Below are 24010 nucleotides of genomic sequence, written 5' to 3'. Positions count from 1 at the left end.
ATATGCTCTAAAATTGGGCGCGGATTTTCGGTGCTAGCCGAGGCCCAGGCAAGCGATCGCGAGCGCTGACAGGATGCAGAGCACGAGAAGCGAGAGCAGGGCAGCGGCACTGGCGCGCGGGCCGGCATTGGCGAGCGTGCGGACGTCGACCTCGAGGCCGAGAGCGGCCATGGCGATGACGGTCAGCCAGGTGGAGACCTTCACGGCGCCTGTCGCGACCGGGTCGGGGACTACGCCGCTATTGCGGGCAATGGCGACGACCAGGAAACCGAGGATGAACCAGGGGACGAAGTGGGCGACAGGAGTGAGGCGCGATCCCACTGTGCGGCGTTCGCTCGGTTCGGCTTCAGGTTCAGCATCGCGGCCGCCGATCAGCGAGAAACAGAAGACGACGGGGCCGAGCATCAGCACGCGCACGAGCTTGACGAGCGTGCCGACCTGAACCGAGAGCGAACTGAAAGGGCTGGCAGCGGCGAGAACCTGCGGCACGGCATAGACGGTCATGCCGGCAAAGACGCCGTAGCCCTGCGGCGTCATGCCGAGCCAGCCGCCGACGAAGGGTAGAGACAGGACGACGGCGATGCCGAGAATGGCGGTAAAGGAAATGGCGGCGGCAACCTCTTCGCCGCGGGCGCCGATTGCCGGAGCGACGGCGGCGATGGCGGAATTGCCGCAGATGGCGTTGCCGCAGGCGATCAAGGTCGCGAGCCGCTTCGGCAGGCCGAGCAGCCGTGCGATCAGGTAGCCGGTGGCGATCGACATGACAACCATGGCGACGATGGTGACAAGCAGGGTCGGCCCGCTTTCGGCGAGCGCATCGAAGCTCAGCATGGCGCCGATCAGGACGATTGCGGTCTCCAGCAGAACCTTGGCGGAGAAATGGATGCCGGAGAGGAAGCGGGCGCTGGGCGTCCAGATCGTGCGGACGATGGTGCCAAGCAGAATGGCAAGAACGAGGGCCTCCAGCCATGCCCGGCCCGTCCAGCGCCACTCGATCCATTCAAGGCCGATGGCCGCGAGCGCGACGAGGCAGCAGAGGAAAAGGCCCGGAAGAATGCAGGTCAGGCGGGAGGAGGCGGAGCAAAATGCGGAGCGAAATGTGGGATGCGATCTGGACATGGCGGGCAACCTACGCCGATCCATGAATCAGTCTAACGGATTATTCTTGTCATTCTGATCGATTTTTGCGATTGATTTGCCATGACACTCGATCAACTTAGAATCTTCGTCGCGGTCGCCGAGCGCCTGCACATGACGAAAGCCGCCGAGGCGATGAACGTCACCCAGTCGGCCGCAAGTGCTGCCATCGCGGCGCTCGAAACCCAGCACGGCGTGCGTCTGTTCGATCGCGTCGGCCGTGGTCTGGCACTGACGGACGCGGGCAAGACGTTCCTGCCGGAGGCGAGGGCGGTTCTCGCTCGGGCGATGGCCGCGGCGGCCTGCCTCAACGATCTTTCCCAGCTTCGCCGCGGCGAACTGTCGATTGCCGCTAGCCAGACGGTTGCGAGCTACTGGCTGCCGGCGCGTCTGGCGCGCTTCACCCACGACTATCCGCAGGTCGACGTGAAACTCACCGTGCGCAACACCGCCGTCGTTGCCGAGGCGGTAGAGGAGGGGACGGTGCAGCTCGGCTTCGTTGAAGGGCGGGTCGATGGTGCCAAGCTCGACCACCGCCGCGTCGCGGTCGATCGCATCGCGGTCTATGCTTCGCCCGCGCATCCGCTTGTCGGCGCCCCGGTCAATCTGGAGATGCTGCTTGCCGCGCGCTGGGTGCTGCGTGAAGAGGGCTCCGGCACGCGGGCAATGTTCCTGCAATCGATGGGGGATTATGGAGCGGAGCTTGACGGGTTGAAGATCGAGCTCGAGCTGCCTTCGAACGAAGCGGTACTGACGGCCGTCGAAAGCGGTCCTTTTGTCACGGCCGTGTCCCGGCTCGCCGCCCAGCCCTTCGTTGATAGCGGCCGGCTGGTCGAGTTGCCGTTTGAACTGGCGGAGCGCAATTTCGAGCTTTTGACCCATCGCGAGAGGCAGTTCAGCCACGCCGCGCGCGCCTTCGTGGAACTGCTTTGAGGCAAATTCCGTTCTACTCCTGCGATTGGCCTTTGTGTGGCCGGCCAAAAGTTGCAGGACCTTCGTTTGATGAGGTGGGTCATGGCGTTCGAAATCGTTGAAAGACCGGCCCAGCGTATAGCCGGCTCGTTTTGGGAAGGCACGTTTGGTGAGGCGGCCGATGGAGCCGTGCGCCGGCTGATCGCTGAGATGCAGGGGCACCACCAACATCTTCACCCGGGGGATCATGCGGCGCTGGTCGGCCTTTCCTGGAACGACCGCCCGGACGGCTTCCGCTATCTTGTCGGCTACATCTCCGACAAGGCCGAGACAACGGTTCATCCCGGGCATGTCGACCTGCCGGCCATGCGTTTTGTCACCGCCTTGCATCATCCGGAAAGCGGCGACGCCTTTGCCCACTATCAGAGAATGTTCGACTGGATGGCGGCTGAGGGACACGCTGCCGATACCACCGTGCTGCACTATCGCGAGGAATATGATCCGGGCTTCGTTTCGCTGTCGCTTTCCTCGCTCCGGCTGATGGTTCCGATTGGCTGATGCTTGCCATCAGAAAAATTGCTTTGACCATCAGTGTGGTCGCGTCTACTTGCCTCAATGCCTAAATCGCAATGATTAGGCTCGAAATCATCCGGTAGATCAGAGTATTCAGCGACTTGAGGCCGCCTTCCGTTGAGCGGGCTGTACGCCGCCGCTCTGCCGCCGTTATCCGATAGGCCCATCATGCTCGCCCGCCTGGCTCCCGCCATCTTCGTTCTGCTCTGGTCGACCGGCTGGGTCGTCGCGAAATATGCGGCTGCCTACGCGGATCCGCTGACCTTTCTGGTTTTGCGCTACACGCTGGCGATCGCGCTCTTCATCCTGTTTTGCATCGTCACCGGCGCCCGGTGGCCAAAGTCCTGGTCGGTGGCCGGCCATGCCGTGGTGTCAGGCATGTTTTTGCACGGGCTCTATCTCGGCGCCGTCTGGTGGGCGATCGGTGAGGGTGTTCCCGCCGGTATCTCCGGCATCATTGCCGGCCTGCAGCCGTTGATGACTGCCGTCGCGGCGGCCTTCGTGATCGACGAAAAGCTGACGACCCAACAGAAGCTCGGACTGGTGCTCGGCTTCTTCGGCATTGCGCTAGCCGTGCTGCCGAAGGTGCTGGCGATAGATACCGGCGCGACGCCGATCCACCTCCTGCCTGTCATCGTCAACGTGCTCGGCATGGCCGCCGTCACCTATGGCACGCTCTATCAGAAGCGCCATCTCCAGAGCGGCGACATCCGCAGCATCGCAGCACTGCAATATCTCGGCGCGCTGATCGTGACGATCCCGCTGGCGCTGCTGCTGGAAGATCTGCACGTCACCTGGAACCTCCAGGTCGTGCTCGCACTCGCCTGGTCGGTCCTAGGGCTTTCGATGGGGGCGATTGCGCTGCTGCTCTATCTCATCCGCCGCGGCCAGGTGTCCCGCGCGGCGTCTCTGATCTATCTGGTTCCGCCGCTTGCCGCAGTGCAGGCGTGGCTCTTCTTCGGCGAAGCGCTGACGCTGCCGATGGTCATCGGAACGGTGATCGCCGTCGCGGGCGTTTATCTTACCAACCGCAAGCAGCGGGCATAAAAAACGGCGGGTCGCTTAGGCCCGCCGTTCATTTCAGCGATTTTTAGAAATCAGCCCTGGTGGCCGCGGTTGCCGCCGTTGCCACGACGCTGGCCCTGGCCGCCTTCGCGACGCTCGCCACCACCGCGGTTTTCGTTGCGGCCGCCATGGTTGCGGTCGCGACGGTCGCCCTGCTTCTGGCCGGGACGTCCGTGGTGCTTCTTGCCCTCATGGTTGCGGTTGCCTTCGCCACGGCCGTCGTTCTGCGGATGGCCGTGATCGCGGCGCTCCTGGCGCTGCGGGCGGCGCTCGTCGCGCAACAGGTCATCGCCGGTAAAGCCGCTGGTCGCTGCCACCGGCTCGCCGGCCGGGCGTTCGCGACGCGGAGGACGGCCGCCGTTCTGGTGCTGGCCGCCGCCATTGCCCTTGCGATGGCCGGCGCCGTTGTTGCCGCGGCCGCTGCGACTCTTGGAGGGGCGGGCCTGGTCGGCCGGCGCTTCGCCGCTGGCAACAGCAATGTTGATGCCCATCAGCTTCTCGATGTCGCGCAGCAGGCGGATTTCGTCCGGAGCGCAGAAGGCTATCGCGATGCCGTCGCGGCCGGCGCGCGCGGTGCGGCCGATGCGGTGAACATAGGCATCAGGCACTTCCGGCAGGTCATAGTTGTAGACGTGGGTGACGCCGGGGATGTCGATGCCGCGGGCGGCGACGTCGGTGGCGACAAGCACGCGGATCTCGCCATCACGGAAGGCCTTCAGTGCCCGCTCGCGCTGGCCCTGGCTCTTGTTGCCGTGGATCGAGGCGGCCTTGAAGCCCACGTGGTCGAGGTGCTTCATCAGCTTCTCGGCACCATGCTTGGTGCGGCTGAAGATCAGCGACAGGCCGTCCGGATTGTCGGTCAGCGTCTTCTTGAGGATGGTCGTCTTCAGGTCCTTGCCGGGAACGAAGTGAACATACTGTTCGACCTTGTCGGCGGCCTTGCCCGGAGGTGTGACTTCAACCTTGATCGGGTTGGTCAGGTACTCGCCGGCAAGCTCGGCAATCTGCTTCGGCATGGTGGCCGAGAACAGCAGCGTCTGGCGGTTCTTCGGCACGAGCTTGGAGATCTTGCGCAGGTCGTGGATGAAGCCGAGGTCGAGCATCTGGTCGGCTTCGTCAAGGACGAGGTAGCGCCCTTGCGTCAGCGTCACGGCCTTGCGGTTGACGAGATCGAGCAGGCGGCCCGGTGTTGCGACCAGGATGTCGACGCCGCGGGCGAGCTGCTCGGTCTGCTTGTTGATCGAGACACCGCCGACGACAACGCCGATTTTCAGCGGAGACTTCTTGACGAAGAGCTTGAGGTTGGCAGCGATCTGGTTGACCAGTTCGCGGGTCGGGGCAAGTACGAGGGCGCGGATGTTGCGCGGATCGGGGCGCTTGCCTTCGGCAACGAGCTTTTCGATCATCGGCAGGCCGAAGGCGGCCGTCTTGCCGGTGCCGGTCTGGGCGAGACCGATGAGATCGTTGCCCTTCAGCACCTGAGGAATGGCCTGCGCCTGGATCGGCGTCGGTTTTTCGAAGCCGTTGGCGGACAGGGTCTCCAGAATGTGCTCGGAGAGGCCGAGATCTTTAAAGGTGGACAAATGCATATACCTTTTGGGGGCGCCAAACGCATTCGCCGGAACCGCATCCTTGCTGTTCCGGTGTCGTTTGGCGTCAAGAACCCCGCGTGAATTGGGAACTTGTGGGTTAAGAAAAAAGTCGTCAAGCGCCTGTGCTGTCGCCGCTTACGGCGTATGGGTGCGCTTTTCCTTCTTCACGGCTTTCTGTGTTGCCGAGGGCGCGCTCACGCGGCGGCCTGAAGGTGACGCTGGGCACCATGTCGTCGTTTTGGGCGAAAAAGTCAAGGTGCATCTTTTCGCAGGTGCGAAATGAGATCTACTCCAGCGCGAGATCAAAGCCGGCTTCAGCCGCTTCCTGGCCGTTGACGAGGATGACGATGCGGTGCGCGCCCGGATAGTAACGCCGGGTGGTGATCGGTCGGATCGCATGGCGTTTTTCGATCTCGATCGAGCGGCCGGGCGCAAGCGTCGCCGAGGTCCATTTGAACACTTTCGGCGATGACGCGCCGTTCGCCTTGCGGTGATGCACGGCGTAATCGATCATCACCTTCTGGCTCGTCTCGGCGTCATGACTGACGGCCAGACGCAGGCCGAGGCTTTCGCCGAGCACGATCTCGGAGCGGTCGAGCGAGAACCTGGCATTGATGCCGGCCGGGGGAGCGAAGCCGAAATTGCCAAGCGCGTCCGGGTGGCCCTGCTTCAGGAGCGTGCGCGAGGCATGGCGCAGCAACTGGCGGCGCTCCGGCGCCGCGTCGCCGATATGCCCGGCGACGAAAGCCACCACCAGATCCGGATGGTCCTTGGCGATGTCGTTGAGGCTGTTGGCGACCGAGCGGCGCACATAGTCCTCGGGGTCGTCGAGAAGGGCCGTCAGGATCGGCAGGATCGGCTTCGGATCGCGGATGAGTTTCGGCAGCCGCATTGCCCAGGGCAGGCGCGGGCGCGTGCCTTCGCTCGCCAGCCGGCGGACGTGATGGTTGGTGTCTTGGGTCCAGGAGTGGATCGTGGCAAGAGCGCGCTCCTGATCGCGATCGATGAAGACGCGAATGCCGAACTCGGCGGTGAAATGCGGCGTCAGTGCACGCAGCAGCGACAGCGACAGGTCGAACTCCCCAAGGCCGCGCAAGGCAACGTACTGGCTGAGGGGGAGCAATGCCCAGCCGCTGAGACCGGGCGCATCGTCTCGGGGCAGGCAGGCCGCAAGAATGGCGGCCGCTTCAGGGAACGGCTGCGGCAGCGTTTCGACCAGCGCATCACGGATCTTGAGCGAACGCTGCATCAGTTCCAGCGTTTCGAGGCCATCGCCCGCTAGCCGCAAGAATTTCTCCCGATCGAAGGCGCTGGCGCCACGGGCGATCCGGTCGGCGATATCGGTGACGACGCCGGGGTGCAGCAGGTTCTTCAGTGGTTCGGCCATCGCTAGGCAGTCCTTCGCTCGTTTCTCTGGCCGCTCAGATCTTCTGGCGGTCGGTAAAATGCTGCACCAGCATTACCGCGCTGATCGTCGCCGCGTAAGGCGCAAACTCCGGATCGACACGAACGCGCTCACCGGCCGATTGGGCGGCCTCAAGCGTCTCCCATTCGACCAGGTCCGCAAACATGCCCGAGGTCTCGCAGGAATCGACGGCGCGCCAGGAGACGAACCCGGGATAGCGGGAAACGGCCTGCATCGCCCGGCGGCGCGTGGCTGTCGCCGCGGGTTTGTCGAGAACGATGCAAACGGCAAGCTCAAGGATGTGGTCGCTGGTCATGTTCATGCTCCATGTCTGTTGGAGCTTGATTTAGCATAGGGCAACTGACAGCCTTATGGCCATAGTCGACACCGGCATGCTTGTGCCTGCCGGACGGTCGCTATAGCCCTTTCAAACGTGGGAGAGAATGGCGAAGGGAGACCACGGATGAGACCCGCCGACCGGCTGTTTCGCATTATCCAGCTCCTGCGCGCGACCGGCCGGGCGATGACGGCGCGGGAGATCGCCGAGAAGATGGAGGTCGCGCAGCGGACGATCTATCGCGACATGGAGCATCTGATCGCTTCCGGTGCGCCAATCGATGGCGAGCGTGGTGTCGGCTATCTGCTGCGCGGGGCCTTCGACGCGCCGCCGCTCGCCTTCACCTTCGAGCAGCTCGAAGCGCTCGCCTTCGGTGCCAGGGCCGTGCAGATGCTGGGCGACGGGCGACTTGCTCGATCGGCGCGCGAGGCGATGGAGAAGATCGCCCACGGCTTGCCTCCCGAACACCGGCAGCGGCTGATGGCGGCACCACTTCGCGCCTTCCGCTCGGCGCTCCAGCCGGAACCGCCGGCACTGCTCGGCGATCTGCGCCAGGCGATCGCGGAGCGGCGCAAGCTTCGCCTTAGCTATGACAGCCTCAAGAACGAGCACTCAGAGCGGATCATCTGGCCGCTGGGCTTAAGCGTCTTCGGCCACTTCTGGCTGCTGACGGGCTGGTGCGAGCTGAGGTCGGATTTCCGCGATTTCCGCGTCGACAGGATCAGCTCCGTTCACGTCGAGCGCGAGCGTTACGAGGTGACAGCGGAGCGCAGCTTCGAGGCCTATGTCGCGCGGATGTGATCGCCGTTACAGGCCGAAACAATTGCTGCTGAGCGGCGTTTTGATGGAACCGAACCGAGCCTCGCGCGTTTCCTTCCAGGGCCTTTTCGGCCCGCCACGATCAACACCTTTCACTGGGAGACAATCGTGCAGAACCGGACATGGATACTGGTCGCGGACGGCAACACCGCGCGCATCGTCAAGGGCGTGAACCTGTTGAAGGAGGAACGCCAGCGGCCGGACGAGGAAACCTTTCACACCGAACCGAAACGCGTTCAGGACATCATGGCGGATAAGCCGGGCAGAGCGCACTCGTCCGACGGGCACGGCCGCTCCGCCATGGAATACAAGAGCGATCCCGTTCGCGAGGAGCAGCAGCGCTTCGTCGCCGACGTTGCTGAAAGGCTGGAAAGTTACGCGGCCGACCACGCTTTCGACAGCCTGGTGATCTGCGCCGCCCCAAGGACGCTCGGCGATTTCAGAAAACAGCTCTCCGCGCATGTGAGGGAGCGGACGGTCGCTGAGATTGACCGCAATTGTGTCGCTGCAACGACGGAGCAATTGATCGCCACGGCGCGGGCTGCCGTCTTTCCCTGAGCCCGGCTTGTAGGGCTCGCCTCCATACTAGCGGCTGCTCGTGCAATCAGCCAACGCGGCGCTCCGTCAGAAGTCCGTCGGGACGCCGCCCTCTGCCTTACGTCTGGCGACAAAGGCATCAAGTTCCTCTTCGATCGCCGGATCGAGCGGCGGGCGCTCATATTCGTTGAGCTTCTGCTTGAAGATCCGGTTGGCATGATCGTAGGTGGTCGGCCGTCCGGCTTCTGTCCAGGTCTCGAAGTTGCGCCAGTCGGACAGGATAGGCGAATAGAAGGCGGTCTCGTAGCGCTGCAGCGTGTGCAGCGTGCCGAAGTAATGGCCGCCGGGGCCGACGTCGCGCACGGCGTCGAGGCCTAGCGCATCCTCGCTGACATCGAGCGGCGTCAAATATTCCGCCACCATCTGCAGCATGTCGACGTCGAGAATGAACTTCTCGAAGGAGGCCGTGAGCCCGCCCTCGGTCCAGCCGGCTGCATGCATGACGAAGTTGCCGCCGCCCTGGGTCAGCGCCCAGAGCGACATGGCGGACTCGTAGGCGGCTTGAGCGTCGAGCGTGTTGGCGGCATTGGTGTTCGAGGTGCGGTAGGGGATGTTGTAGCGGCGGGCGAGCTGGCCGCCGGCGACCACCGCCTTCATGTATTCCGGCGTGCCGAAGGCGGGTGCGCCGGTCTTCATGTCGACGTTCGAGGTGAAACCGCCATACATGACGGGTGCGCCGCGCCTGACCATCTGGGTGAAGGCGATGCCGCACAGTGCCTCGGCGTTCTGCTGAACCAGTGCGCCGGCGATCGTCACCGGTGCCATCGCGCCGGCCAATGTGAAGGGCGTGACCACCACCACCTGATTGCGCGAGGACATCTCGATGATGCCCTGCAGCATCGGTCCGTCGAGGCGGAGCGGAGAGGAGGTGTTAATGATGGTGAACAGCGAAGGCTCGCGCTCCATCTGCTCCATGGAGATGCCGCGGCCGATGCGGGCGATCTCGATGCCGTCGGTGTTGCGCTGCTTCCCAAGCGAATAGGCGTGGAAGACCTTGTCGGTAAGCTTCACCATGTCGGAGAGGCAGTCGAGGTGGCGGACTGAGGCATGCAGATCGACCGGCTCGACCGGATAGCCGCCGGTCGTGTGCACGATGTCGTAGGACTGGGCGAGCTTTACCAGCTTGCGGAAGTCTTCATGGTTGCCGGTGCGGCGGCCGCCATCACGATCGGCGACGAAGGGCGCGCTGGCGATCTGGGCGAAGACGAGATTGTTGCCGCCGATCGCGACGTTGCGCGCCGGGTTGCGGGCGTGCATCGTGAAGGCCGGAGGCACGGAGGCGATCATGTCCATGATCAGCCCGCGGTCGAAGCGCACCCGGTCGGTGCCGGGCGTCACATCGGCGCCTGCGGCCTTCATCCGGTCGCGTGCTTCCGGCAGGATGATGTCCATGCCGATCTCTTCGAGGATGGTCAGCGACGCGTCATGGATCGCTTCGAGCGCATCTTCCGAAAGCACCGTGGACTTCGCCAGCGTATTGACAAGATTGAGGTATTTTCCGCCTGTGGACTTGCGGGTCCGCTCAGCGCCGCGGCCACCTGGCCTGCGTCGCCGCTCCAGCGGGGTCGAGGCCGCATCACCGGTTGCTGCATCGGGAAACTGATCGTCGTTCATGAAGGACCCACCGTGTTGCCGATGGGGTTGTGTCGCAGATTCTCGGCGGCGATGGCCCGCCATTTGCGACAGTTCAGTTCTCTTGTGGAGTAAATCGTTTCCGCTGACGCATTTTCGCAGTGCGATGGCGCAACCGTTCAAGACACATCGAAATCGGGGCGGGGCGCCTACAGCGCCGCGCGTCTTATCAGACGCGCAAAGGTCGCTGTAGCACTTTGATTTTCTGCATGTCTCCTTAAATCGAGATCGATTTAAGGAGACATGCAGTAGGAGCGGTCGCCCCGCAGCATCTCGCGCTTGCCGGCGAAACCCTTGCGTTTTTCGACGACGAAACCGGCGGCCTGAAGATTGCGGCGGACGAAACCGGCGGCCGCATAGGTCGCGAAGCTGCCGCTGGGCGCGGTTTTTTCGAAGACGAGCCGCATCAGCTCTTGCGACCACATGTCGGGATTGCGCGAGGGGGCGAAGCCATCGAGATACCAGGCGTCGAACGGATGTTCGGTGCGGGCGACACCTTCGAGCGCCGCACCGCAGACGACCGTGAGGGTGACGCCGTCGCCAAAGTCGATGCGGACGTCACCGTCGGGGTCTGCCGGCCAGCGGGAGACCAGGGCCAGCCGTTCCGTGTCGATCTCCGGCCAGTGGATGAGCGCGCGGGAAATCTCGTCGGCGGCCATGGGAAATCGCTCGAACGAGACGAAGTGCAGACAGTCGCCGGCTCCAGCGGTTGCCTTCCACTGGCGCCACGTCTCGCAGAAATTGAGCCCGGTGCCGAAGCCCAGTTCGCCGATGCGGAAGGTGCCCGCACCGACCCAGCGATCCGGCAGGCCGTTGCCCGAAAGGAAGACGTGGCCGCATTCCAGCCGCCCATCGGTGCGGCAATAAAAGTGATCGCCAAACTCCCGGGAATAGGGCATATCGCCCTCGTGCCAATCAAGGTTTTGGCGCGCTGGCGGGTCGATCGGGTCTGCTGGTCCTGTCATGGCAAAGGCGATAATCCGCCGGCCGGAGAAGGTCAATCGATGAGCGAGCTTTTGGTCGTCGGCGGCGGCATCATGGGGCTGTGGGCCGCCCTTTCCGCCGCGCGCAAGGGCATGATTGTGCGGCTCGTCGAGCAACAGGCGATCGGTGCCGGCGCGAGCGGCGGCCTGCTGGGCGCGCTCATGCCGCATATGCCCGACCGCTGGAATGCCAAGAAACAATTCCAGTTCGAAGCGCTGGTGTCGCTCGAACAGGAGATCGCGCAGCTCGAAGCCGAGGCGGGGGTGTCGACCGGCTATCGCCGCACCGGGCGGCTGATGCCGCTCGCCAAGCCGCACTTACGCGACATTGCGCTCCGGCATGAGCAGGACGCGCGACAACAATGGCGCGCGGGCGACCGGCAATTCTTCTGGCATGTCCAGGAGGGCGGCCCGGAGGGTTGGCCAGGCACGGAGGCAACGGCGCATGGCGTCGTTTTCGATACGCTCGCCGCGCGGGTGTCGCCGCGCCGCACGCTGTCGGCCCTGCGTGCCGCCTTGTTGCAGTTGCAGAATGTTCAGATCGATGAAGGCTCGGGCGTGCGCGCCATCCTTCCGGCGCACGGCAGGGCCGAGCGTGACGATGGCAGCCGGCTCAGCTTCGACCATTGCATCATCGCTGCCGGCATCGGCAGTTTCCCGCTGATCGATGCCGTGTCGGGGCCGCTGAAAGCGACGAGCGGCACGGCCGTCAAGGGCCAGGCCGCGCTCTTGAAGGCGGATGTCGATCCAGGCCTGCCGGTTATTTTCACCGACGGCGTCTACATCATCGCTCATGACGATGGCCATGTGGCGATCGGCAGCACCAGCGAGAACAGCTTTGCCGATCCACTGTCCACGGACGAACAACTCGACGATCTCCTTCGACGCGCCACGTTGCTGGCGCCGCGTCTGGCGGATGCGGAGGTGGTCGAGCGCTGGGCCGGGCTCAGGCCAAAGTCGGCGGGGCGCGAACCCATGGTCGGGCGGCACCCTGACCATTCGAACATTTCCGTGCTGACCGGCGGCTTCAAGGTGAGCTTCGGGATTGCGCATCAGCTGGCGCGCTTCGTTGTCGACGAGATCGCCGGTCTCCCGACGCTCGATCTGCCGGAATCCTTCCTGTGCCGGAACCACATCGCGGCGCTTCGCGAGAAGCATCTCTAGGCTTGGGCATGGGAAGGGCCCCGCCGCAGGCGGAGCCTCACATATTCGGACATTCGAAAGTTCGACCTTACATCCAGTAGGGTGGCACGCCGTAGTAGTCGTAGACGCGACGGCCGTTTTCCTCGTTCCAGTCGTATTCCTCGTTGCCGCGATATTTCGGCGCGCGCTCGACCTGATCGCGCGTAACGTCGGTGCGATAGCCGCCGAGGTTTTCGTCATAGGTCAACTTCGCCCAGGGCAGCGGATAGTGGTCTTCGCCAAGGCCAAGGAAGCCGCCGAAACCGAGCACGGCGTAGGCAACGCGACCGCAGCGTTTTTCGATGATCACGCGCTCGATCGAGCCGATGTGCTTGTTGTCGGAGCCATAGACCTTCGTGCCTTCAACCTTGTCGCTCGCGATCAGGTCATGGGTTTCCTTGATCCGGGCATCCTGCAGGTTTGCGTTGTGATAGCTCACGCTTCTTCTCCATCCTTGATTGTTACCTTGAGTGAACGGCCGTTGGGCCGGATGGTTCCGAAAATCTGGTGCGCAAACCGGTGGGATCGCGTGGTTTTGCACGATCCACTTCGTCAATCTGTCACGCAAATCACCTAAGACGCGGCCAATAGATCACGAAGATCCCGGGTCGGATCGATACTCATAAGCGTGATCGATCTCATTGGAGCGGGGCGGAAAACCGCAGGCACTTTTCCTCGTCCCGCTCGACACGGATAACCGGAGCCAGACATGCGCTACGCCATTTGTTTTACGCCGCCGATGGCCGACCCGCTTTCCGCGGTCGCCGCAAGCTGGCTTGGGCGCAACGTCTATTCCGGCGAACCGACGGAACTGCCTTCGGTTGCGGGCCTGAGTTCTGCCGACATCGCCTACCATACGGCCGTACCGCGCCGCTTCGGTTTCCATGCGGTGATGATGTCGCCGTTTCGTCTGCATCCGGATATGACGGAATCACAACTCCTGAAGGCGCTCATGCATTTTGCCGGCGCGCAGACACCGTTCGAAATCGATCGCCTGGAGGTCGCCCGCATCGGCCGGTGCTTCGGTCTGATGCCGCAGGTCCCGAGCACCGCGATGCATCTGCTGGCAGCCAATATCGTTCAGGAGTTCGATGCTTTTCGTGCGCCGCTCAGCGAAGACGAGATCGAGCGCTCCGATCCGGATCGGCTGACCGCACCGCAGTTTTCCAATTTGCACCGCTGGGGCGATCCTCATGTGATGGACGAGTACCGCTTCCACATGATGTTGACTGGCCCGCTCGCGTCGGACGCGATACGCCAGGTCGAGGCGCCGCTTCGCGAGCTGTTCGAGCCGTACCTGGCGACGCCGCTTGCCATCGGCAGTCTTGCCCTCTTCGTCGAGCAGGAGACCGGCGCGCCCCTGCGTGTGCATTCGCAGCACCCGCTCGGCAAGATCTCCACGAATGCGCGCGCCGAGCGCGCCAAGCGCGTTGCCGCCGATCCCTCTCTTGGTTCGGGATCGATCCGGCCCTTGCCGCTCATCGTCGCGGCATTGATGGCGCATCGCTAGTGAGAGCGCAGAATTCAGCCTTCGTCTCATTCCGAACTCGTCGCCCAGCAACCCTTCGCGGGTAGATTTCGGTATCGACAATCCGGTCGGCGGTGATACCGTTCTGGAAAAATCGAAGGGTGATTTGATGTCTGAGACTAAGTATCCGCGCGACCTCGTTGGCTACGGCCGCAATCCGCCGAAGGCAAACTGGCCGGGCGATGCGCGCATTGCCGTGCAGTTCGTGCTGAACTACGAGGAGGGCGGCGAGAGCTGCATTCTCGATGGCGACGCGGCGTCCGAATGTCTGCTGTCCGAGATCGTCGGCGCGCAGCCCTGGCAGGGACAGCGTAATCTCAACATGGAATCGATCTACGAATATGGCGCACGCTCCGGTTTCTGGCGGCTGTGGCGCATGTTCACGAGCCGTAACGTTCCGCTGACGGTCTACGGCGTGACGCTCGCCATGGCGCGCAATCCGGAAGCGGTTGCGGCCATGAAGGAAGCCGGCTGGGAAATCGCCAGCCACGGCCTGCGCTGGCTGGAATACAAGGATTTTCCGGAGGAGGTCGAGCGCGAGCATATCCGCGAAGTCGTCCGTCTGCATACGGAACTGACCGGCGAGCGCCCGCTCGGCATCTACCAGGGCAAGCCTTCGGCCAATACGCTGAAGCTGGTGCTGGAGGAGGGCGGCTTCCTCTATTCCTGCGACAGCTACGCCGACGAACTGCCCTATTGGGTGCCGGGGCTGCCGGCCGACAAGCCGCATCTGATCATCCCCTATACGCTCGATGCCAACGACATGCGTTTTGCCACCAACCAGGGCTTCAACTCCGGCGACCAGTTCTTCACCTATCTCAAGGACAGCTTCGACGTGCTCTATGAGGAAGGCCGTCAGGGCGATGCCAAGATGATGAACATCGGCCTGCACTGCCGGCTCGTCGGCCGCCCTGGCCGCGCCGCAGCCCTTGCCCGGTTCATCGATTACGTGATGTCGCACGATAAGGTCTGGGTGCCCAGGCGCATCGACATCGCCAACCACTGGTACCAGCACCACAAGCCGGAAGGGACGCTCTGATGTCCGACCGCGACGCCTTCGTCGCCCGTTTCGGCGGCGTGTTCGAGCATTCGCCCTGGGTGGCCGAACGCGCTTACGATCGCGCCGCGGCGGCGGGTTTGATGGCGGGCAACGTGCATTCGGCGCTCTGCCAGGCTTTTCGTGCGGCGTTGCCGCGCGAAAAGCTGCAAGTGCTGCGCGCCCACCCGGATCTCGCCGGAAAGCTGGCGATCGCGGGCAAGCTTACGGCAGACTCGACCGCCGAGCAGGCGTCTGCTGGCCTCGATCGGTTGACGCCCGAGGAACATCAGCGCTTCACGGCGCTGAACGATGCCTACACGAAGAAATTCGGCTTCCCCTTCATCATCGCCGTGAAGGGGCTCACCAAGGGTCAGATTCTCGCCTCCTTCGAAAGCCGCATTGACAATTCGCCCGAAGAGGAATTTGAAACCGCTTGCGCGCAGGTGGAAAAAATCGCCCGCCTGCGGCTGCAGTCGATGCTTCCTGGAGACGAAAATGCCTGACAAAACCGTTCGATACGCGTCCTCGCACATGGGGGAGGCCATCGAACCGGACTTCGCACGCGCGCCAATGCAGGAGGTTAACGCCTGATGTCGCGCCTGCTTACGATCGAACCGCTGACGCGCGACGCCTTTGCACCCTTCGGAACCATCATCGAAGCCGATCCGGCGACGATGCGCTACATCAACGGCGGCAACACGGAACGTTTCCACGGGCTGGCGCGCGCCGATGTGGTCGGCGACGGCGCCAATGTCATCATCAACATCTTCCGCGGTCAGCCGCGCGCTTTTCCCTATGCGGTGACGATGATGGAGCGCCACCCTCTCGGCAGCCAGAGCTTTTCACCGCTCGACGATCGCCCCTGGCTCGTCGTCGTTGCCGAAGACGAGGACGGGCGTCCAGGCACGCCTCGGGTATTCCAGGCGAGCGGCAAGCAAGGGGTCAATTACGGCCGCAACGTCTGGCATCACCCGCTGATGTCGATCGGCGCGGTCAGCGATTTCCTGATCGTCGATCGCGATGGGCCGGGCAACAATCTCGAAGAGTTTTTCTACGATGAGCCCTTCGTCATTGAGAGCCCCAGTCTGGTGTTATGAGGAAAGGGTGTGCGGTCTTCCGCGCCCATCCCGTGCCAACTGATGAATGAGAGGATAGGATGAGCAGCACCGGCAGACTGACGACCCACGTTCTCGACACCGCGCTCGGCAAGCCGGCCGAGGGGCTGCGCATCGATCTCTACTGGCTCGAAGGCGAGGAGCGGCAGTTGATCCGCACCGTTCATACCAACAGCGACGGGCGCGTCGACGGGCCGATGGTCGAAGGCGTCGGCTTCCTGGTCGGCAATTACGAGCTGGTCTTTTATGCCGGCGACTATCTGCGCCGGTCAGGCGCGACGCTGCCGGAACCGGCCTTCCTCGACCGCATCCCCTTGCGCTTCGGCATCGCCGATCCGGCGAGCCACTATCACGTGCCGCTGCTGCTTTCGCCCTATGGGTATTCGACCTATCGGGGGAGCTGAGGCGTAAGGGGTCTTGCGCTCGCTTCGCGTTTTGCCGAAAGGGTCACTCCAAGCTCCCTCATCCTCGCCCTTGTGGCGGGGATCCAGCGACCCGAAGTCTGTCGGGTCAAAAGACCTTTCAGCCCAAGGACTTGGGCTGGCTAGATTCCTGTGACAAGCACAGGAATGAGGGCGGGAGTGGCTGATGCCGTGGCCTATTCCGCCAGGATGCTGCGGTCGACGTCGTTGATGTTGCGTTTGCCGCAGAGCGCCATGGTGATGTCCATCTCCTTGCGGATGATTTCCAACGCCTTGGTCACGCCGTCCTTGCCCATGGCGCCGAGGCCATAGAGGAAGGGGCGGCCGATATAGGTGCCCTTGGCGCCCATGGCGACGGCCTTCAATACGTCCTGGCCGGAGCGGATGCCGCCGTCGAGATGTACCTCGATCTGGTGGCCGACCGCATCGACGATGCGCGGCAGCATGCTGATGGAGGAGTGGGCGCCGTCGAGTTGGCGGCCGCCATGGTTGGAGACGATGATCGCATCGGCACCGGTCGCCGCCGCCATCTTGGCGTCTTCGGGATCGAGAATGCCCTTGAGGATCAGCGGTCCGCCCCAGCGCTCCTTGATCCACTCGACGTCCTTCCACGAAAGCTGCGGGTCGAACTGTTCCGCCGTCCAGGCGCCGAGCGAAGAAAGATCGGTGACGCTCTTTGCGTGGCCGACGATGTTGCGGAAGGTGCGGCGCTTGGTGCCGAGCATCTTCATGCACCAGCCGGGGCGCGTCGCCATCTGCCAGAGATGCTTCGGCGTCATCTTCGGCGGTGCGGAGAGGCCGTTGCGCAGGTCCTTGTGACGCTGGCCGAGGATCTGCAGGTCGAGCGTCAACACCAGCGCCGAGCACTTCGCCGCCTTGGCGCGGTCGATCAGGTTCAGCACGAATTCGCGCTCGCGCATGACGTAGAGCTGGAACCAGAAGGGCTTGGTGGTGACGGAGGCGACGTCCTCGATCGAGCAGATGCTCATGGTCGAGAGCGTGAAGGGGACACCAAAGGCTTCGGCGGCCTGGGCCGCCAGCATCTCGCCGTCGGCGTGTTGCATGCCGGTGAGGCCGGTAGGCGCCAGCGCCACCGGCATCGACACCTTCTGGCCGATCATCGTCGTTTCCAGCGAACGATCGGTCATGTCGACCAGCACCCGCTGGCGCAACTTGACCTTGGCGAAATCCTCCTCGTTGGCGCGATAGGTGCCCTCGGTCCAGGCGCCGCTGTCGGCGTAGTCGAAGAAGAGCTTCGGCACGCGGCGCTTGGCGAGCGCCTTGAGATCGCTGATTTCGAGGATTTGCGTCATGAAAACGGCCTTCGTCCAACGGAGATTGAACGAGCCATTACCATGTTTGCCGGAGGCTTGTTAATAGCCGGAACGCAGAGAGGTCAATTTTCTTGACCTCTCTGGATTTGGCGGTCACGTGGCGGCGAGTGCCGATTTCGCCGGCTTGCCGGCGACATAGGTTTCGACGATCGCGCGGTCGTCGCCCATGGTCTGTAGCAGGAAGAGTTCGTCGGCGAGCGAATTGACCACTTCGGCCCGAAGCGCCATTGCCCGCGTTGCCGCCATGTCGAGCACGATGAAGTCGGCATCGGTTCCGGCTTCGAGCGTGCCGATCCTGTCGACGAGCGAGAGCGCCTCGGCATTGCCGCGCGTCATCATGAAGAAGCTGTCGAAGGGGTTCAGCCGCTCGCCCTGCAACTGCAGGATCTTGTAGGCCTCGTCGAGCGTTTTCAGCATCGAGTAGCTGGTGCCGCCGCCGATGTCGGAGGCGACCGAGGTGCGGACCGGCTTGTCGCGGCGGGTAAGCGCCCGCAGCGGAAAGAGGCCAGAGCCGAGGAAGAGGTTGGAGGTCGGGCAGAAGACGGCGACGGAGCCAGTCTCGCTCATCGCATCCGCCTCGCGCTCCGAAAGATGGATGCAGTGACCGAAGAGGCTTTTCGATCCAAGCAACCCGTAGCGGGCGTAGACGTCGGTATAGTCTTTGGCATCCGGATAGAGCTCACAGGTGAAGGCGATCTCGTCGCGGTTTTCCGAAAGATGCGTCTGTACGTGCAGATCGGGGAACTCGTGCACCAGCGATTTGGCGACGTCCATCTGCTCGGGCGTCGAGGTGATGGCGAAGCGCGGGGTGATCGCCACATGGTTGCGGCCCTTGCCGTGCCAGTCGCGGATGACGGCGCGGGTTTCGTCATAGCCCATCTGCGGCGTGTCGAGCAGCCCTTGCGGTGCGTTGCGATCCATCATCACCTTGCCGGCGACCATGCGCATGTCGCGGCGCAGCGCCTCGGCGAAGAAGGCATCGGCGGACGCCTTGTGCACCGAGCAATAGGCCGTCGCCGTCGTCGTGCCATGGCGGACCATCTCGTCGAAGAAGCGGGTCGCGATGCGTTCGGCATGGGCGGTTTCGACGAAGCGGCATTCCTCGGGGAAAGTGTAGGTGTTCAGCCATTCCAAGAGATTGGCGGCATAGGAGGCCATCACCTGCATCTGCGGGAAATGCAGGTGCGTGTCGATGAAGCCGGGCACGATCAGGTGCGGGCGATGATCGACTTCCGCGACATCTTCAGGCGCGCTTGTCTTCACCGCGGCGTAAGCGCCACTCGCAAGGATCTGGCCACCCTCGACCAGAAGCGCGCCATCGCTCTCGTAGCTATAGGCGGCGCTGTCGTCGATCGACGTTGGCGCGCGGTTATAGCTCAGCAGTCGGCCGCGGATGAGGGTGGTGGTCATTGTGTCTTGCCTTCCTCGACGGCGCTTTCGAACCAGGCTGTCAGCAACTGGCGCTCGTCCGTCGTCATGTCTGTCACGTTGCCGGGCGGCATCGCATGGCTGCGCCCGGCCTGGATATAGATTTCGCGGGCATGTGCGGCAATCTCCGCATCGCTTTCCAGCAACACGCCCTTCGGCGCCTGGGTGATGCCCTCATAAACGGGTTCTGCCGCGTGGCACATGGAACAGCGGGTCGAGACCGTATCCTTGACGGCGGGGAAGTGCGCGTTCGCGGCGAAGCGCGAAAAGACCGGTGCGACCTCGGCCTTCTCGCCGCCGGTCAGCACCTTCGGCACGGTCGAAAGCCACATGATCAGGATGAAGAGAAGCGCAGTCACAAGCCAGGTCCAGGTTGGCTTGCCCTTGCGGGCATGGGTGGTGTTGAACCAGTGGCGAATAGTGACGCCCATCAGGAAGACGAGTGCGGCGATGATCCAGTTGAACGCCGTCGCGAAGGCCAGCGGATAGTGGTTCGACAGCATGAAGAAGATGACCGGCAGCGTCAGGTAGTTGTTGTGCAGCGAACGCTGTTTCGCCTGGGCGCCGAGCTTCGGGTCCGGCGTGCGCCCGGCTATGAGGTCAGCGACGACGATCTTCTGGTTCGGAATGATGATGAAGAAGACGTTGGCCGACATGATCGTCGCGGTAAACGCGCCAAGATGCAGGAAGGCGGCGCGGCCGGTGAAGACCTGCGTGTAGCCCCAGGCCATGACGACCAGCGCCACATAGAGCAGCGCCATCAGCCCCCAGGTGTTGCCGCCGATCGGCGACTTGCAGAGCAGATCGTAGAAGATCCAGCCGATGCCGAGCGAGGCAAGCGAGATCAGGATCGCTGTGGTTGCGGAGATATCGAGCACATGGCGGTCGATCAGGAAAAGATCGGCGCCGCCGTAATAGACGAGACAGAGCATGGCGAAGCCCGAGAGCCACGTCATGTAGGATTCCCATTTGAACCAGGTGAGATGCTCAGGCATCGAGGCCGGCGCCACCAGGTATTTCTGGATGTGGTAGAAGCCGCCGCCATGCACCTGCCACTCCTCGCCATAGGCGCCGACCGGCAGGTGGTCGCGCTTCGTGAGGCCGAGGTCGAGCGCGATGAAATAGAAGGATGAGCCGATCCAGGCGATGGCCGTGATCACGTGCAGCCAGCGGACGGCAAAGGCCAGCCATTCCCAGGCAATGGCGAACTCGTACATTCAGATCCCCTTTTGTCTCTATCGCTGCACCTTGCGCAAAAACGACGGAGGGGAAAAGGGGGCAGGGCTCTCGTCAAGCGCTATTTGCGTGCAGGAAGCTCGGCGGACAAAGCTCGCCGAGGATCCAGTCGCGGAAAATCCGGATCTTGGGCGTGTTGCGGCGCGCGTGCGGATAGGCAAGCCAGTAGTCGCAGCCGTCGCTGCAGCGCAGATCAAAGGGCTGGTAGAGCCGGCCGAGCGCGACATCATCCGGATAGAATTCCGGCGTCAGGATGGCGACGCCCTGGCCGGCGACGGCTGCGCGTGCCTCGAAGGTCTGTGCGCCAAGCCGGCTGTGCGGCCGTCCCTCGAGATCGGGATCGTCGACCCCGGCGGCCTTGAACCACATCGGCCACCAGGGATCGCCGGCATCGATGATGCGAAGCTTCAAGAGGTCGCGTGGTTCGTGTACGCCGCCGATGGTCTCGGCGAGCGCCGGGCTCAGCATCGGGCTGAACTCGACGCGCATCAGCGGATGGGTGTCGAGGCCGGGCCAGACGCCCCCGCCGGAGCGGATCGCGAGGTCCGCGGGCTCGCGGCTAAAATCGGTGAGCGAGTCACTCGTCGTCAGCCGCACGGCAATGTTGGGATGGGCGAGTTGGAAGCTGCCGATGTTGCGGGCAAGCCATTGCGAGGCGAAGGTCGGGGTCGAACTGATGAGGAGCGCGCTGTCGATATCGCCGCGGGCATTGGAGACGGCTTCCTGCAGCATCTCGAAGGCTTCGGTCACACGCGGTGCCAGCCGCTGGCCGACGTCGGTCAGCGAGATCTGACGCGGGCGCCGCAGGAAAAGCGGTTCGCCGACATTCTCCTCGATCAACTTGATCTGGTAGCTGACGGCGGTCTGGGTCATGCCCAGTTCTTCGCCGGCCTTGGTGAAACTGCCGAGCCTGGCGACCGCTTCGAAGACCCGCAGCGCATTCAGCGGAAACTGCTTCGACATCTTCATGGATAAGTTCTCTTGATGCATGCAGACGGATGTTCGATTGGATTTCGATCCTCCTCCACGGCATCCTCCAAGTCAACTTCCCAAGACGAACAGGTGCTGAAATGACTTGCGACACATTCGAACGTACTGAAAGAAAACCATTTCTTTCAATCGAGCCGGTCATACGGCTCACGGCTGCCCTGTTCGGCGGCCTCGTTGCCCCCAAGCCGATGCTGGATGTCAACGCTCTCTCCGACCACATGAAGAGAGATATGGGTTTCATGGATGTGCAGAGCCCCCACAGCGACGACGAGGAGGCGATGGCCAACGCTCGCCGCTTGTTCAGCATCAATGAACTGCCGCGGATCTAAGGTAAATTTTGGTGGCCGTCAGCGATTTCTGAGACGCTCGACGGCCATCAGCACACGCTCCGGTGTTGCCGGGGCATCGAGCCGCGGGCACTCGCGATAATCCGCGACACTGGCGACCGCCATCGACAGCGCCTCCAGAACCGAGATCGGCAGCATGAAGGGCGGCTCTCCCACCGCCTTGGAGCGGCCGATGGTTTTCTCGGTATTGCTCGACCATTCGGCGAGCTTCACGTTGAAGATCTGCGGCCGGTCGGAAGCGAGCGGGATCTTGTAGGTGGAGGGGGCGTGGGTGCGAAGCCGGCCCTTGTCGTCCCACCACAGTTCCTCCGTCGTCAGCCAGCCCATCCCTTGCACGAAGCCGCCCTCGATCTGGCCGATGTCGATCGCCGGGTTCAACGAACGGCCGACATCGTGCAGCACGTCGACACGGTCGACCATGTATTCGCCGGTCAGCGTATCGACAGACACTTCCGAAACCGAAGCGCCATAGGCGAAATAGTAGAAGGGCGTGCCGCGGCCACTGGCACGATCCCAGTGGATCTTCGGTGTCTTGTAATAGCCGGCGGCCGACAGCTGGATGCGGCCCATATAGGCCTGCTTGATGAATTCGGGAAAGGGGATGAGCTCTTCGCCGATCTTCACATGGTTGGGCACGAAGCTGACATGATCAGGCGTCGTCTGCCAGCGCTCGCAGGCGAAGGCGACCAGCCGCTCCTTGATCTGGCGCGCGGCGTCATGAGCCGCCATGCCGTTCAAGTCCGAGCCCGAGGAGGCGGCGGTCGCAGAGGTGTTCGGCACCTTGCCGGTGGTTGTTGCGGTGATACGCACCCGGTCGAGGTCGACCTGGAAACTGTCGGCGATCACCTGCGCCACCTTGATGTAGAGGCCCTGGCCCATCTCGGTGCCGCCATGGTTCAGGTGGATCGAGCCGTCCTGGTAGATGTGCACCAGAGCCCCCGCCTGATTGAAGGCGGTCATGGTGAAGGAGATGCCGAACTTCACTGGCGTTAGCGCGATGCCCTTGCGGATGATGCGGCTCGTCCGGTTGAAGTCGAGGATCGCCTGGCGACGCGCCTGATAGTCGGCGCTCTCCTCAAGCTCGGCGACGATGCGGGCAATGATGTTGTCTTCGACCTTCTGGTGGTAGGGCGTGACGTCCCGGCCCGAGCCGCTCTCGCCATAGAAGTTCAGCTTGCGGATTTCGAGCGGATCCTTGCCGAGCTGGTAGGCGATTTCCTCGAGGATGCGTTCGCCGCCGAGCATGCCTTGAGGCCCGCCGAAACCGCGATAGGCGGTGTTCGAGACCGTGTTGGTCTTCAGCGGCTGCGAGGTGAGCTTCACATGTGGGTAGAAATAGGAGCTGTCGGCATGGAAGAGTGCCCGGTCGGTGACGGGGCCGGAGAGGTCCGACGAAAAGCCACAGCGCGCCGCATAGTTGGCATGAACCGCATGGATGCGGCCGTCGTCGTCGTAACCGACGTCGTAGTCGACGAGGAAGTCATGGCGCTTGCCGGTTGCCGTCATATCCTCGTCCCGGTCCGGGCGGAATTTCACGGCGCGGTTGAGCTTCTTCGCCGCAACCGCCGCAAGCGCTGCGAACTGATTCCCTTGCGTTTCCTTGCCTCCGAAGCCGCCGCCCATGCGGCGGACGTTCACCGTCACCGCATTTGAGGGCACGCCGAGCACATGCGAGACCATGTGCTGGATCTCGCTCGGATGCTGGGTCGAGGACCAGACGGTGACCTCGTCGTCCTCGCCGGGAATGGCGAGCGCGATATGGCCTTCGAGGTAGAAGTGCTCCTGGCCGCCGACGCGCATTTGCCCTTTGAGCCGGCGTGGCGCTCTTTCCAGCTCCGCCTCGGCGTCGCCGCGCTGCAGGCTCAGCGGCTGCGTCACCAGTTCGCCGCCATGGGCGAGCGAGTCGAGGATGTCGGTGAAATGCGGCAGGTCGCGATAGGTGATTTTCGCCAGCCGTGCCGCCCGGCGGGCGATGTCGCGGGTCTCGGCGATCACCGCAAAGGCGGGTTGTCCATGAAACTGCACGAGACCATCGGCAAGCACTGGCTCGTCATGCAGGTGGCTCGGGCTGATGTCGTTGGAATGCGGCATGTCCTTGGCGGTGAGCACGCAGACGACGCCGGGTACGGCGGCGACGGCCGAGAGGTCCATCGCGGTGATCTCCGCGTGCGCCCGGTCGGTCATGCCGAGTGCGCCATGCAACGTGCCCACGGGTTCCGGCATGTCGTCGATATAGTCGGCGGTGCCGGCGACATGTTTGTGGGCGCTGTCGTGGCGCTGCGCCGCGTGCATCTCGCCCCGGATTGCCTTGCGTTCCTCGAAGGTGGACTTGTCCAT

The 24010-nt window shown here is 63.3% G+C and carries 24 protein-coding genes; 12 read left to right on the top strand and 12 right to left on the bottom strand.

Annotated features, from left to right (window positions below; all coding sequences use genetic code 11):
- Positions 1 to 33: 33 nt before the first annotated feature.
- On the bottom strand, positions 34 to 1119 hold the full coding sequence (locus ACTJKE_RS20520; protein ID WP_425985107.1) for a YeiH family protein: 1086 nt from the start codon (positions 1117 to 1119) through the stop codon (positions 34 to 36).
- An 81-nt stretch (positions 1120 to 1200) separates the two neighbouring features.
- Here ACTJKE_RS20520 and ACTJKE_RS20515 point away from each other — a divergent pair, with 81 nt between their 5' ends.
- The 3 genes from ACTJKE_RS20515 to ACTJKE_RS20505 all read left to right on the top strand — a co-directional run bounded on the left by ACTJKE_RS20515 (position 1201) and on the right by ACTJKE_RS20505 (position 3669).
- Complete coding sequence (locus ACTJKE_RS20515) at positions 1201 to 2070, top strand: LysR substrate-binding domain-containing protein (RefSeq protein ID WP_440692278.1); 870 nt, start codon at positions 1201 to 1203, stop codon at positions 2068 to 2070.
- A gap of 81 nt (positions 2071 to 2151) precedes the next feature.
- Positions 2152 to 2607 (top strand): GyrI-like domain-containing protein, encoded by a 456-nt coding sequence (locus ACTJKE_RS20510; protein ID WP_113511358.1) that lies wholly within the window; start codon positions 2152 to 2154, stop codon positions 2605 to 2607.
- A 183-nt stretch (positions 2608 to 2790) separates the two neighbouring features.
- Positions 2791 to 3669, top strand: coding sequence for a DMT family transporter (locus tag ACTJKE_RS20505; protein WP_058321187.1), 879 nt, complete (start codon positions 2791 to 2793; stop codon positions 3667 to 3669).
- A gap of 50 nt (positions 3670 to 3719) precedes the next feature.
- Here the strand turns inward: ACTJKE_RS20505 and ACTJKE_RS20500 are convergent, their stop codons facing one another.
- From ACTJKE_RS20500 to ACTJKE_RS20490, 3 genes are all read right to left on the bottom strand, one after another.
- The gene (locus tag ACTJKE_RS20500) at positions 3720 to 5270 is read right to left on the bottom strand and encodes a DEAD/DEAH box helicase (RefSeq protein WP_112994362.1); all 1551 of its coding nucleotides are present in this window, start codon (positions 5268 to 5270) and stop codon (positions 3720 to 3722) included.
- A 295-nt stretch (positions 5271 to 5565) separates the two neighbouring features.
- Positions 5566 to 6666 carry a DNA alkylation repair protein gene (locus ACTJKE_RS20495; RefSeq protein ID WP_113131784.1) on the bottom strand — a complete coding sequence of 367 codons (1101 nt, stop codon included), beginning with the start codon at positions 6664 to 6666 and terminating at the stop codon, positions 5566 to 5568.
- Positions 6667 to 6700: 34 nt separating this feature from the next.
- Positions 6701 to 7000, bottom strand: coding sequence for a hypothetical protein (locus tag ACTJKE_RS20490; protein WP_440692275.1), 300 nt, complete (start codon positions 6998 to 7000; stop codon positions 6701 to 6703).
- Positions 7001 to 7147: 147 nt separating this feature from the next.
- Between ACTJKE_RS20490 and ACTJKE_RS20485 the strand changes: the two genes are divergently transcribed.
- Together ACTJKE_RS20485 and ACTJKE_RS20480 are read left to right on the top strand one after the other, a co-directional pair.
- Positions 7148 to 7822, top strand: a complete 675-nt coding sequence (locus ACTJKE_RS20485; RefSeq protein ID WP_058321186.1) for a helix-turn-helix transcriptional regulator — start codon at positions 7148 to 7150, stop codon at positions 7820 to 7822.
- Positions 7823 to 7948: 126 nt separating this feature from the next.
- Positions 7949 to 8398 carry a host attachment protein gene (locus ACTJKE_RS20480; protein WP_057252966.1) on the top strand — a complete coding sequence of 150 codons (450 nt, stop codon included), beginning with the start codon at positions 7949 to 7951 and terminating at the stop codon, positions 8396 to 8398.
- Between the two features lie 66 nt (positions 8399 to 8464).
- Here ACTJKE_RS20480 and ACTJKE_RS20475 read toward each other — a convergent pair whose 3' ends face one another.
- Positions 8465 to 10051, bottom strand: coding sequence for a trimethylamine methyltransferase family protein (locus ACTJKE_RS20475; protein ID WP_440692272.1), 1587 nt, complete (start codon positions 10049 to 10051; stop codon positions 8465 to 8467).
- A gap of 251 nt (positions 10052 to 10302) precedes the next feature.
- On the bottom strand, positions 10303 to 11034 hold the full coding sequence (gene mnmD, locus ACTJKE_RS20470) for a tRNA (5-methylaminomethyl-2-thiouridine)(34)-methyltransferase MnmD (RefSeq protein WP_113511368.1): 732 nt from the start codon (positions 11032 to 11034) through the stop codon (positions 10303 to 10305).
- 39 nt (positions 11035 to 11073) lie between these two features.
- On the opposite strand from mnmD, the gene ACTJKE_RS20465 reads away from it, so the two are divergent.
- Positions 11074 to 12216: an NAD(P)/FAD-dependent oxidoreductase gene (locus ACTJKE_RS20465; RefSeq protein WP_113511355.1), complete on the top strand. Its 1143-nt coding sequence runs from the start codon at positions 11074 to 11076 to the stop codon at positions 12214 to 12216.
- Between the two features lie 67 nt (positions 12217 to 12283).
- Here the strand turns inward: ACTJKE_RS20465 and ACTJKE_RS20460 are convergent, their stop codons facing one another.
- A complete protein-coding gene (locus tag ACTJKE_RS20460) occupies positions 12284 to 12673 on the bottom strand; it encodes a PRC-barrel domain-containing protein (RefSeq protein WP_113511354.1) in 390 nt (129 codons plus the stop codon).
- Between the two features lie 270 nt (positions 12674 to 12943).
- On the opposite strand from ACTJKE_RS20460, the gene ACTJKE_RS20455 reads away from it, so the two are divergent.
- The 5 genes from ACTJKE_RS20455 (at position 12944) to uraH (ending at position 16320) form a co-directional block, all read left to right on the top strand.
- Positions 12944 to 13744: a DUF1045 domain-containing protein gene (locus ACTJKE_RS20455; RefSeq protein WP_113511353.1), complete on the top strand. Its 801-nt coding sequence runs from the start codon at positions 12944 to 12946 to the stop codon at positions 13742 to 13744.
- Positions 13745 to 13871: 127 nt separating this feature from the next.
- The gene (puuE, locus tag ACTJKE_RS20450; protein ID WP_057254309.1) at positions 13872 to 14801 is read left to right on the top strand and encodes an allantoinase PuuE; all 930 of its coding nucleotides are present in this window, start codon (positions 13872 to 13874) and stop codon (positions 14799 to 14801) included.
- Positions 14801 to 15304 (top strand): 2-oxo-4-hydroxy-4-carboxy-5-ureidoimidazoline decarboxylase, encoded by a 504-nt coding sequence (gene uraD / locus ACTJKE_RS20445; RefSeq protein WP_057252976.1) that lies wholly within the window; start codon positions 14801 to 14803, stop codon positions 15302 to 15304. Before puuE ends, uraD begins: the two co-directional genes overlap by 1 nt.
- Positions 15305 to 15391: 87 nt before the next feature.
- On the top strand, positions 15392 to 15898 hold the full coding sequence (locus ACTJKE_RS20440; protein WP_113511351.1) for an ureidoglycolate lyase: 507 nt from the start codon (positions 15392 to 15394) through the stop codon (positions 15896 to 15898).
- A gap of 59 nt (positions 15899 to 15957) precedes the next feature.
- Positions 15958 to 16320: a hydroxyisourate hydrolase gene (uraH, locus tag ACTJKE_RS20435; protein ID WP_113511350.1), complete on the top strand. Its 363-nt coding sequence runs from the start codon at positions 15958 to 15960 to the stop codon at positions 16318 to 16320.
- 194 nt (positions 16321 to 16514) lie between these two features.
- Here the strand turns inward: uraH and ACTJKE_RS20430 are convergent, their stop codons facing one another.
- The 4 genes from ACTJKE_RS20430 to ACTJKE_RS20415 all read right to left on the bottom strand — a co-directional run bounded on the left by ACTJKE_RS20430 (position 16515) and on the right by ACTJKE_RS20415 (position 21305).
- Positions 16515 to 17651 carry an alpha-hydroxy acid oxidase gene (locus tag ACTJKE_RS20430; RefSeq protein ID WP_057252982.1) on the bottom strand — a complete coding sequence of 379 codons (1137 nt, stop codon included), beginning with the start codon at positions 17649 to 17651 and terminating at the stop codon, positions 16515 to 16517.
- Positions 17652 to 17765: 114 nt separating this feature from the next.
- On the bottom strand, positions 17766 to 19082 hold the full coding sequence (gene guaD / locus ACTJKE_RS20425) for a guanine deaminase (protein WP_113511349.1): 1317 nt from the start codon (positions 19080 to 19082) through the stop codon (positions 17766 to 17768).
- On the bottom strand, positions 19079 to 20317 hold the full coding sequence (puuD, locus tag ACTJKE_RS20420; RefSeq protein WP_113511347.1) for a urate hydroxylase PuuD: 1239 nt from the start codon (positions 20315 to 20317) through the stop codon (positions 19079 to 19081). The genes guaD and puuD overlap by 4 nt, the downstream gene beginning before the upstream one ends.
- Positions 20318 to 20390: 73 nt before the next feature.
- On the bottom strand, positions 20391 to 21305 hold the full coding sequence (locus ACTJKE_RS20415) for a LysR substrate-binding domain-containing protein (protein WP_057252987.1): 915 nt from the start codon (positions 21303 to 21305) through the stop codon (positions 20391 to 20393).
- A gap of 29 nt (positions 21306 to 21334) precedes the next feature.
- Here ACTJKE_RS20415 and ACTJKE_RS20410 point away from each other — a divergent pair, with 29 nt between their 5' ends.
- Positions 21335 to 21655 (top strand): hypothetical protein, encoded by a 321-nt coding sequence (locus ACTJKE_RS20410; RefSeq protein WP_113511345.1) that lies wholly within the window; start codon positions 21335 to 21337, stop codon positions 21653 to 21655.
- 18 nt (positions 21656 to 21673) lie between these two features.
- Here ACTJKE_RS20410 and xdhB read toward each other — a convergent pair whose 3' ends face one another.
- Positions 21674 to 24010: a xanthine dehydrogenase molybdopterin binding subunit gene (gene xdhB, locus ACTJKE_RS20405; protein WP_113511343.1), complete on the bottom strand. Its 2337-nt coding sequence runs from the start codon at positions 24008 to 24010 to the stop codon at positions 21674 to 21676.

The sequence above is a fragment of the Ensifer sp. 22521 genome, from assembly GCF_052044795.1.
GTDB lineage: Bacteria > Pseudomonadota > Alphaproteobacteria > Rhizobiales > Rhizobiaceae > Ensifer.
This window is presented reverse-complemented; position numbering and strand designations above follow the sequence as displayed.

What these genes read in the sequence shown, in the direction of transcription:
- puuD (WP_113511347.1), bottom strand. Translation starts at nt 20,317, where the DNA reads ATGTACGAGTTCGCCATTGCCTGGGAATGGCTGGCCTTTGCCGTCCGC.
- ACTJKE_RS20505 (WP_058321187.1), top strand. Translation starts at nt 2,791, where the DNA reads ATGCTCGCCCGCCTGGCTCCCGCCATCTTCGTTCTGCTCTGGTCGACC.
- ACTJKE_RS20465 (WP_113511355.1), top strand. Translation starts at nt 11,074, where the DNA reads ATGAGCGAGCTTTTGGTCGTCGGCGGCGGCATCATGGGGCTGTGGGCC.
- ACTJKE_RS20515 (WP_440692278.1), top strand. Translation starts at nt 1,201, where the DNA reads ATGACACTCGATCAACTTAGAATCTTCGTCGCGGTCGCCGAGCGCCTG.
- ACTJKE_RS20485 (WP_058321186.1), top strand. Translation starts at nt 7,148, where the DNA reads ATGAGACCCGCCGACCGGCTGTTTCGCATTATCCAGCTCCTGCGCGCG.
- uraD (WP_057252976.1), top strand. Translation starts at nt 14,801, where the DNA reads ATGTCCGACCGCGACGCCTTCGTCGCCCGTTTCGGCGGCGTGTTCGAG.
- ACTJKE_RS20410 (WP_113511345.1), top strand. Translation starts at nt 21,335, where the DNA reads ATGTTCGATTGGATTTCGATCCTCCTCCACGGCATCCTCCAAGTCAAC.
- ACTJKE_RS20440 (WP_113511351.1), top strand. Translation starts at nt 15,392, where the DNA reads ATGTCGCGCCTGCTTACGATCGAACCGCTGACGCGCGACGCCTTTGCA.
- uraH (WP_113511350.1), top strand. Translation starts at nt 15,958, where the DNA reads ATGAGCAGCACCGGCAGACTGACGACCCACGTTCTCGACACCGCGCTC.
- ACTJKE_RS20490 (WP_440692275.1), bottom strand. Translation starts at nt 7,000, where the DNA reads ATGACCAGCGACCACATCCTTGAGCTTGCCGTTTGCATCGTTCTCGAC.
- ACTJKE_RS20520 (WP_425985107.1), bottom strand. Translation starts at nt 1,119, where the DNA reads ATGTCCAGATCGCATCCCACATTTCGCTCCGCATTTTGCTCCGCCTCC.
- guaD (WP_113511349.1), bottom strand. Translation starts at nt 19,082, where the DNA reads ATGACCACCACCCTCATCCGCGGCCGACTGCTGAGCTATAACCGCGCG.
- ACTJKE_RS20475 (WP_440692272.1), bottom strand. Translation starts at nt 10,051, where the DNA reads ATGAACGACGATCAGTTTCCCGATGCAGCAACCGGTGATGCGGCCTCG.
- xdhB (WP_113511343.1), bottom strand. Translation starts at nt 24,010, where the DNA reads ATGGACAAGTCCACCTTCGAGGAACGCAAGGCAATCCGGGGCGAGATG.
- ACTJKE_RS20415 (WP_057252987.1), bottom strand. Translation starts at nt 21,305, where the DNA reads ATGAAGATGTCGAAGCAGTTTCCGCTGAATGCGCTGCGGGTCTTCGAA.
- puuE (WP_057254309.1), top strand. Translation starts at nt 13,872, where the DNA reads ATGTCTGAGACTAAGTATCCGCGCGACCTCGTTGGCTACGGCCGCAAT.
- ACTJKE_RS20430 (WP_057252982.1), bottom strand. Translation starts at nt 17,651, where the DNA reads ATGACGCAAATCCTCGAAATCAGCGATCTCAAGGCGCTCGCCAAGCGC.
- ACTJKE_RS20455 (WP_113511353.1), top strand. Translation starts at nt 12,944, where the DNA reads ATGCGCTACGCCATTTGTTTTACGCCGCCGATGGCCGACCCGCTTTCC.
- ACTJKE_RS20510 (WP_113511358.1), top strand. Translation starts at nt 2,152, where the DNA reads ATGGCGTTCGAAATCGTTGAAAGACCGGCCCAGCGTATAGCCGGCTCG.
- mnmD (WP_113511368.1), bottom strand. Translation starts at nt 11,034, where the DNA reads ATGACAGGACCAGCAGACCCGATCGACCCGCCAGCGCGCCAAAACCTT.
- ACTJKE_RS20495 (WP_113131784.1), bottom strand. Translation starts at nt 6,666, where the DNA reads ATGGCCGAACCACTGAAGAACCTGCTGCACCCCGGCGTCGTCACCGAT.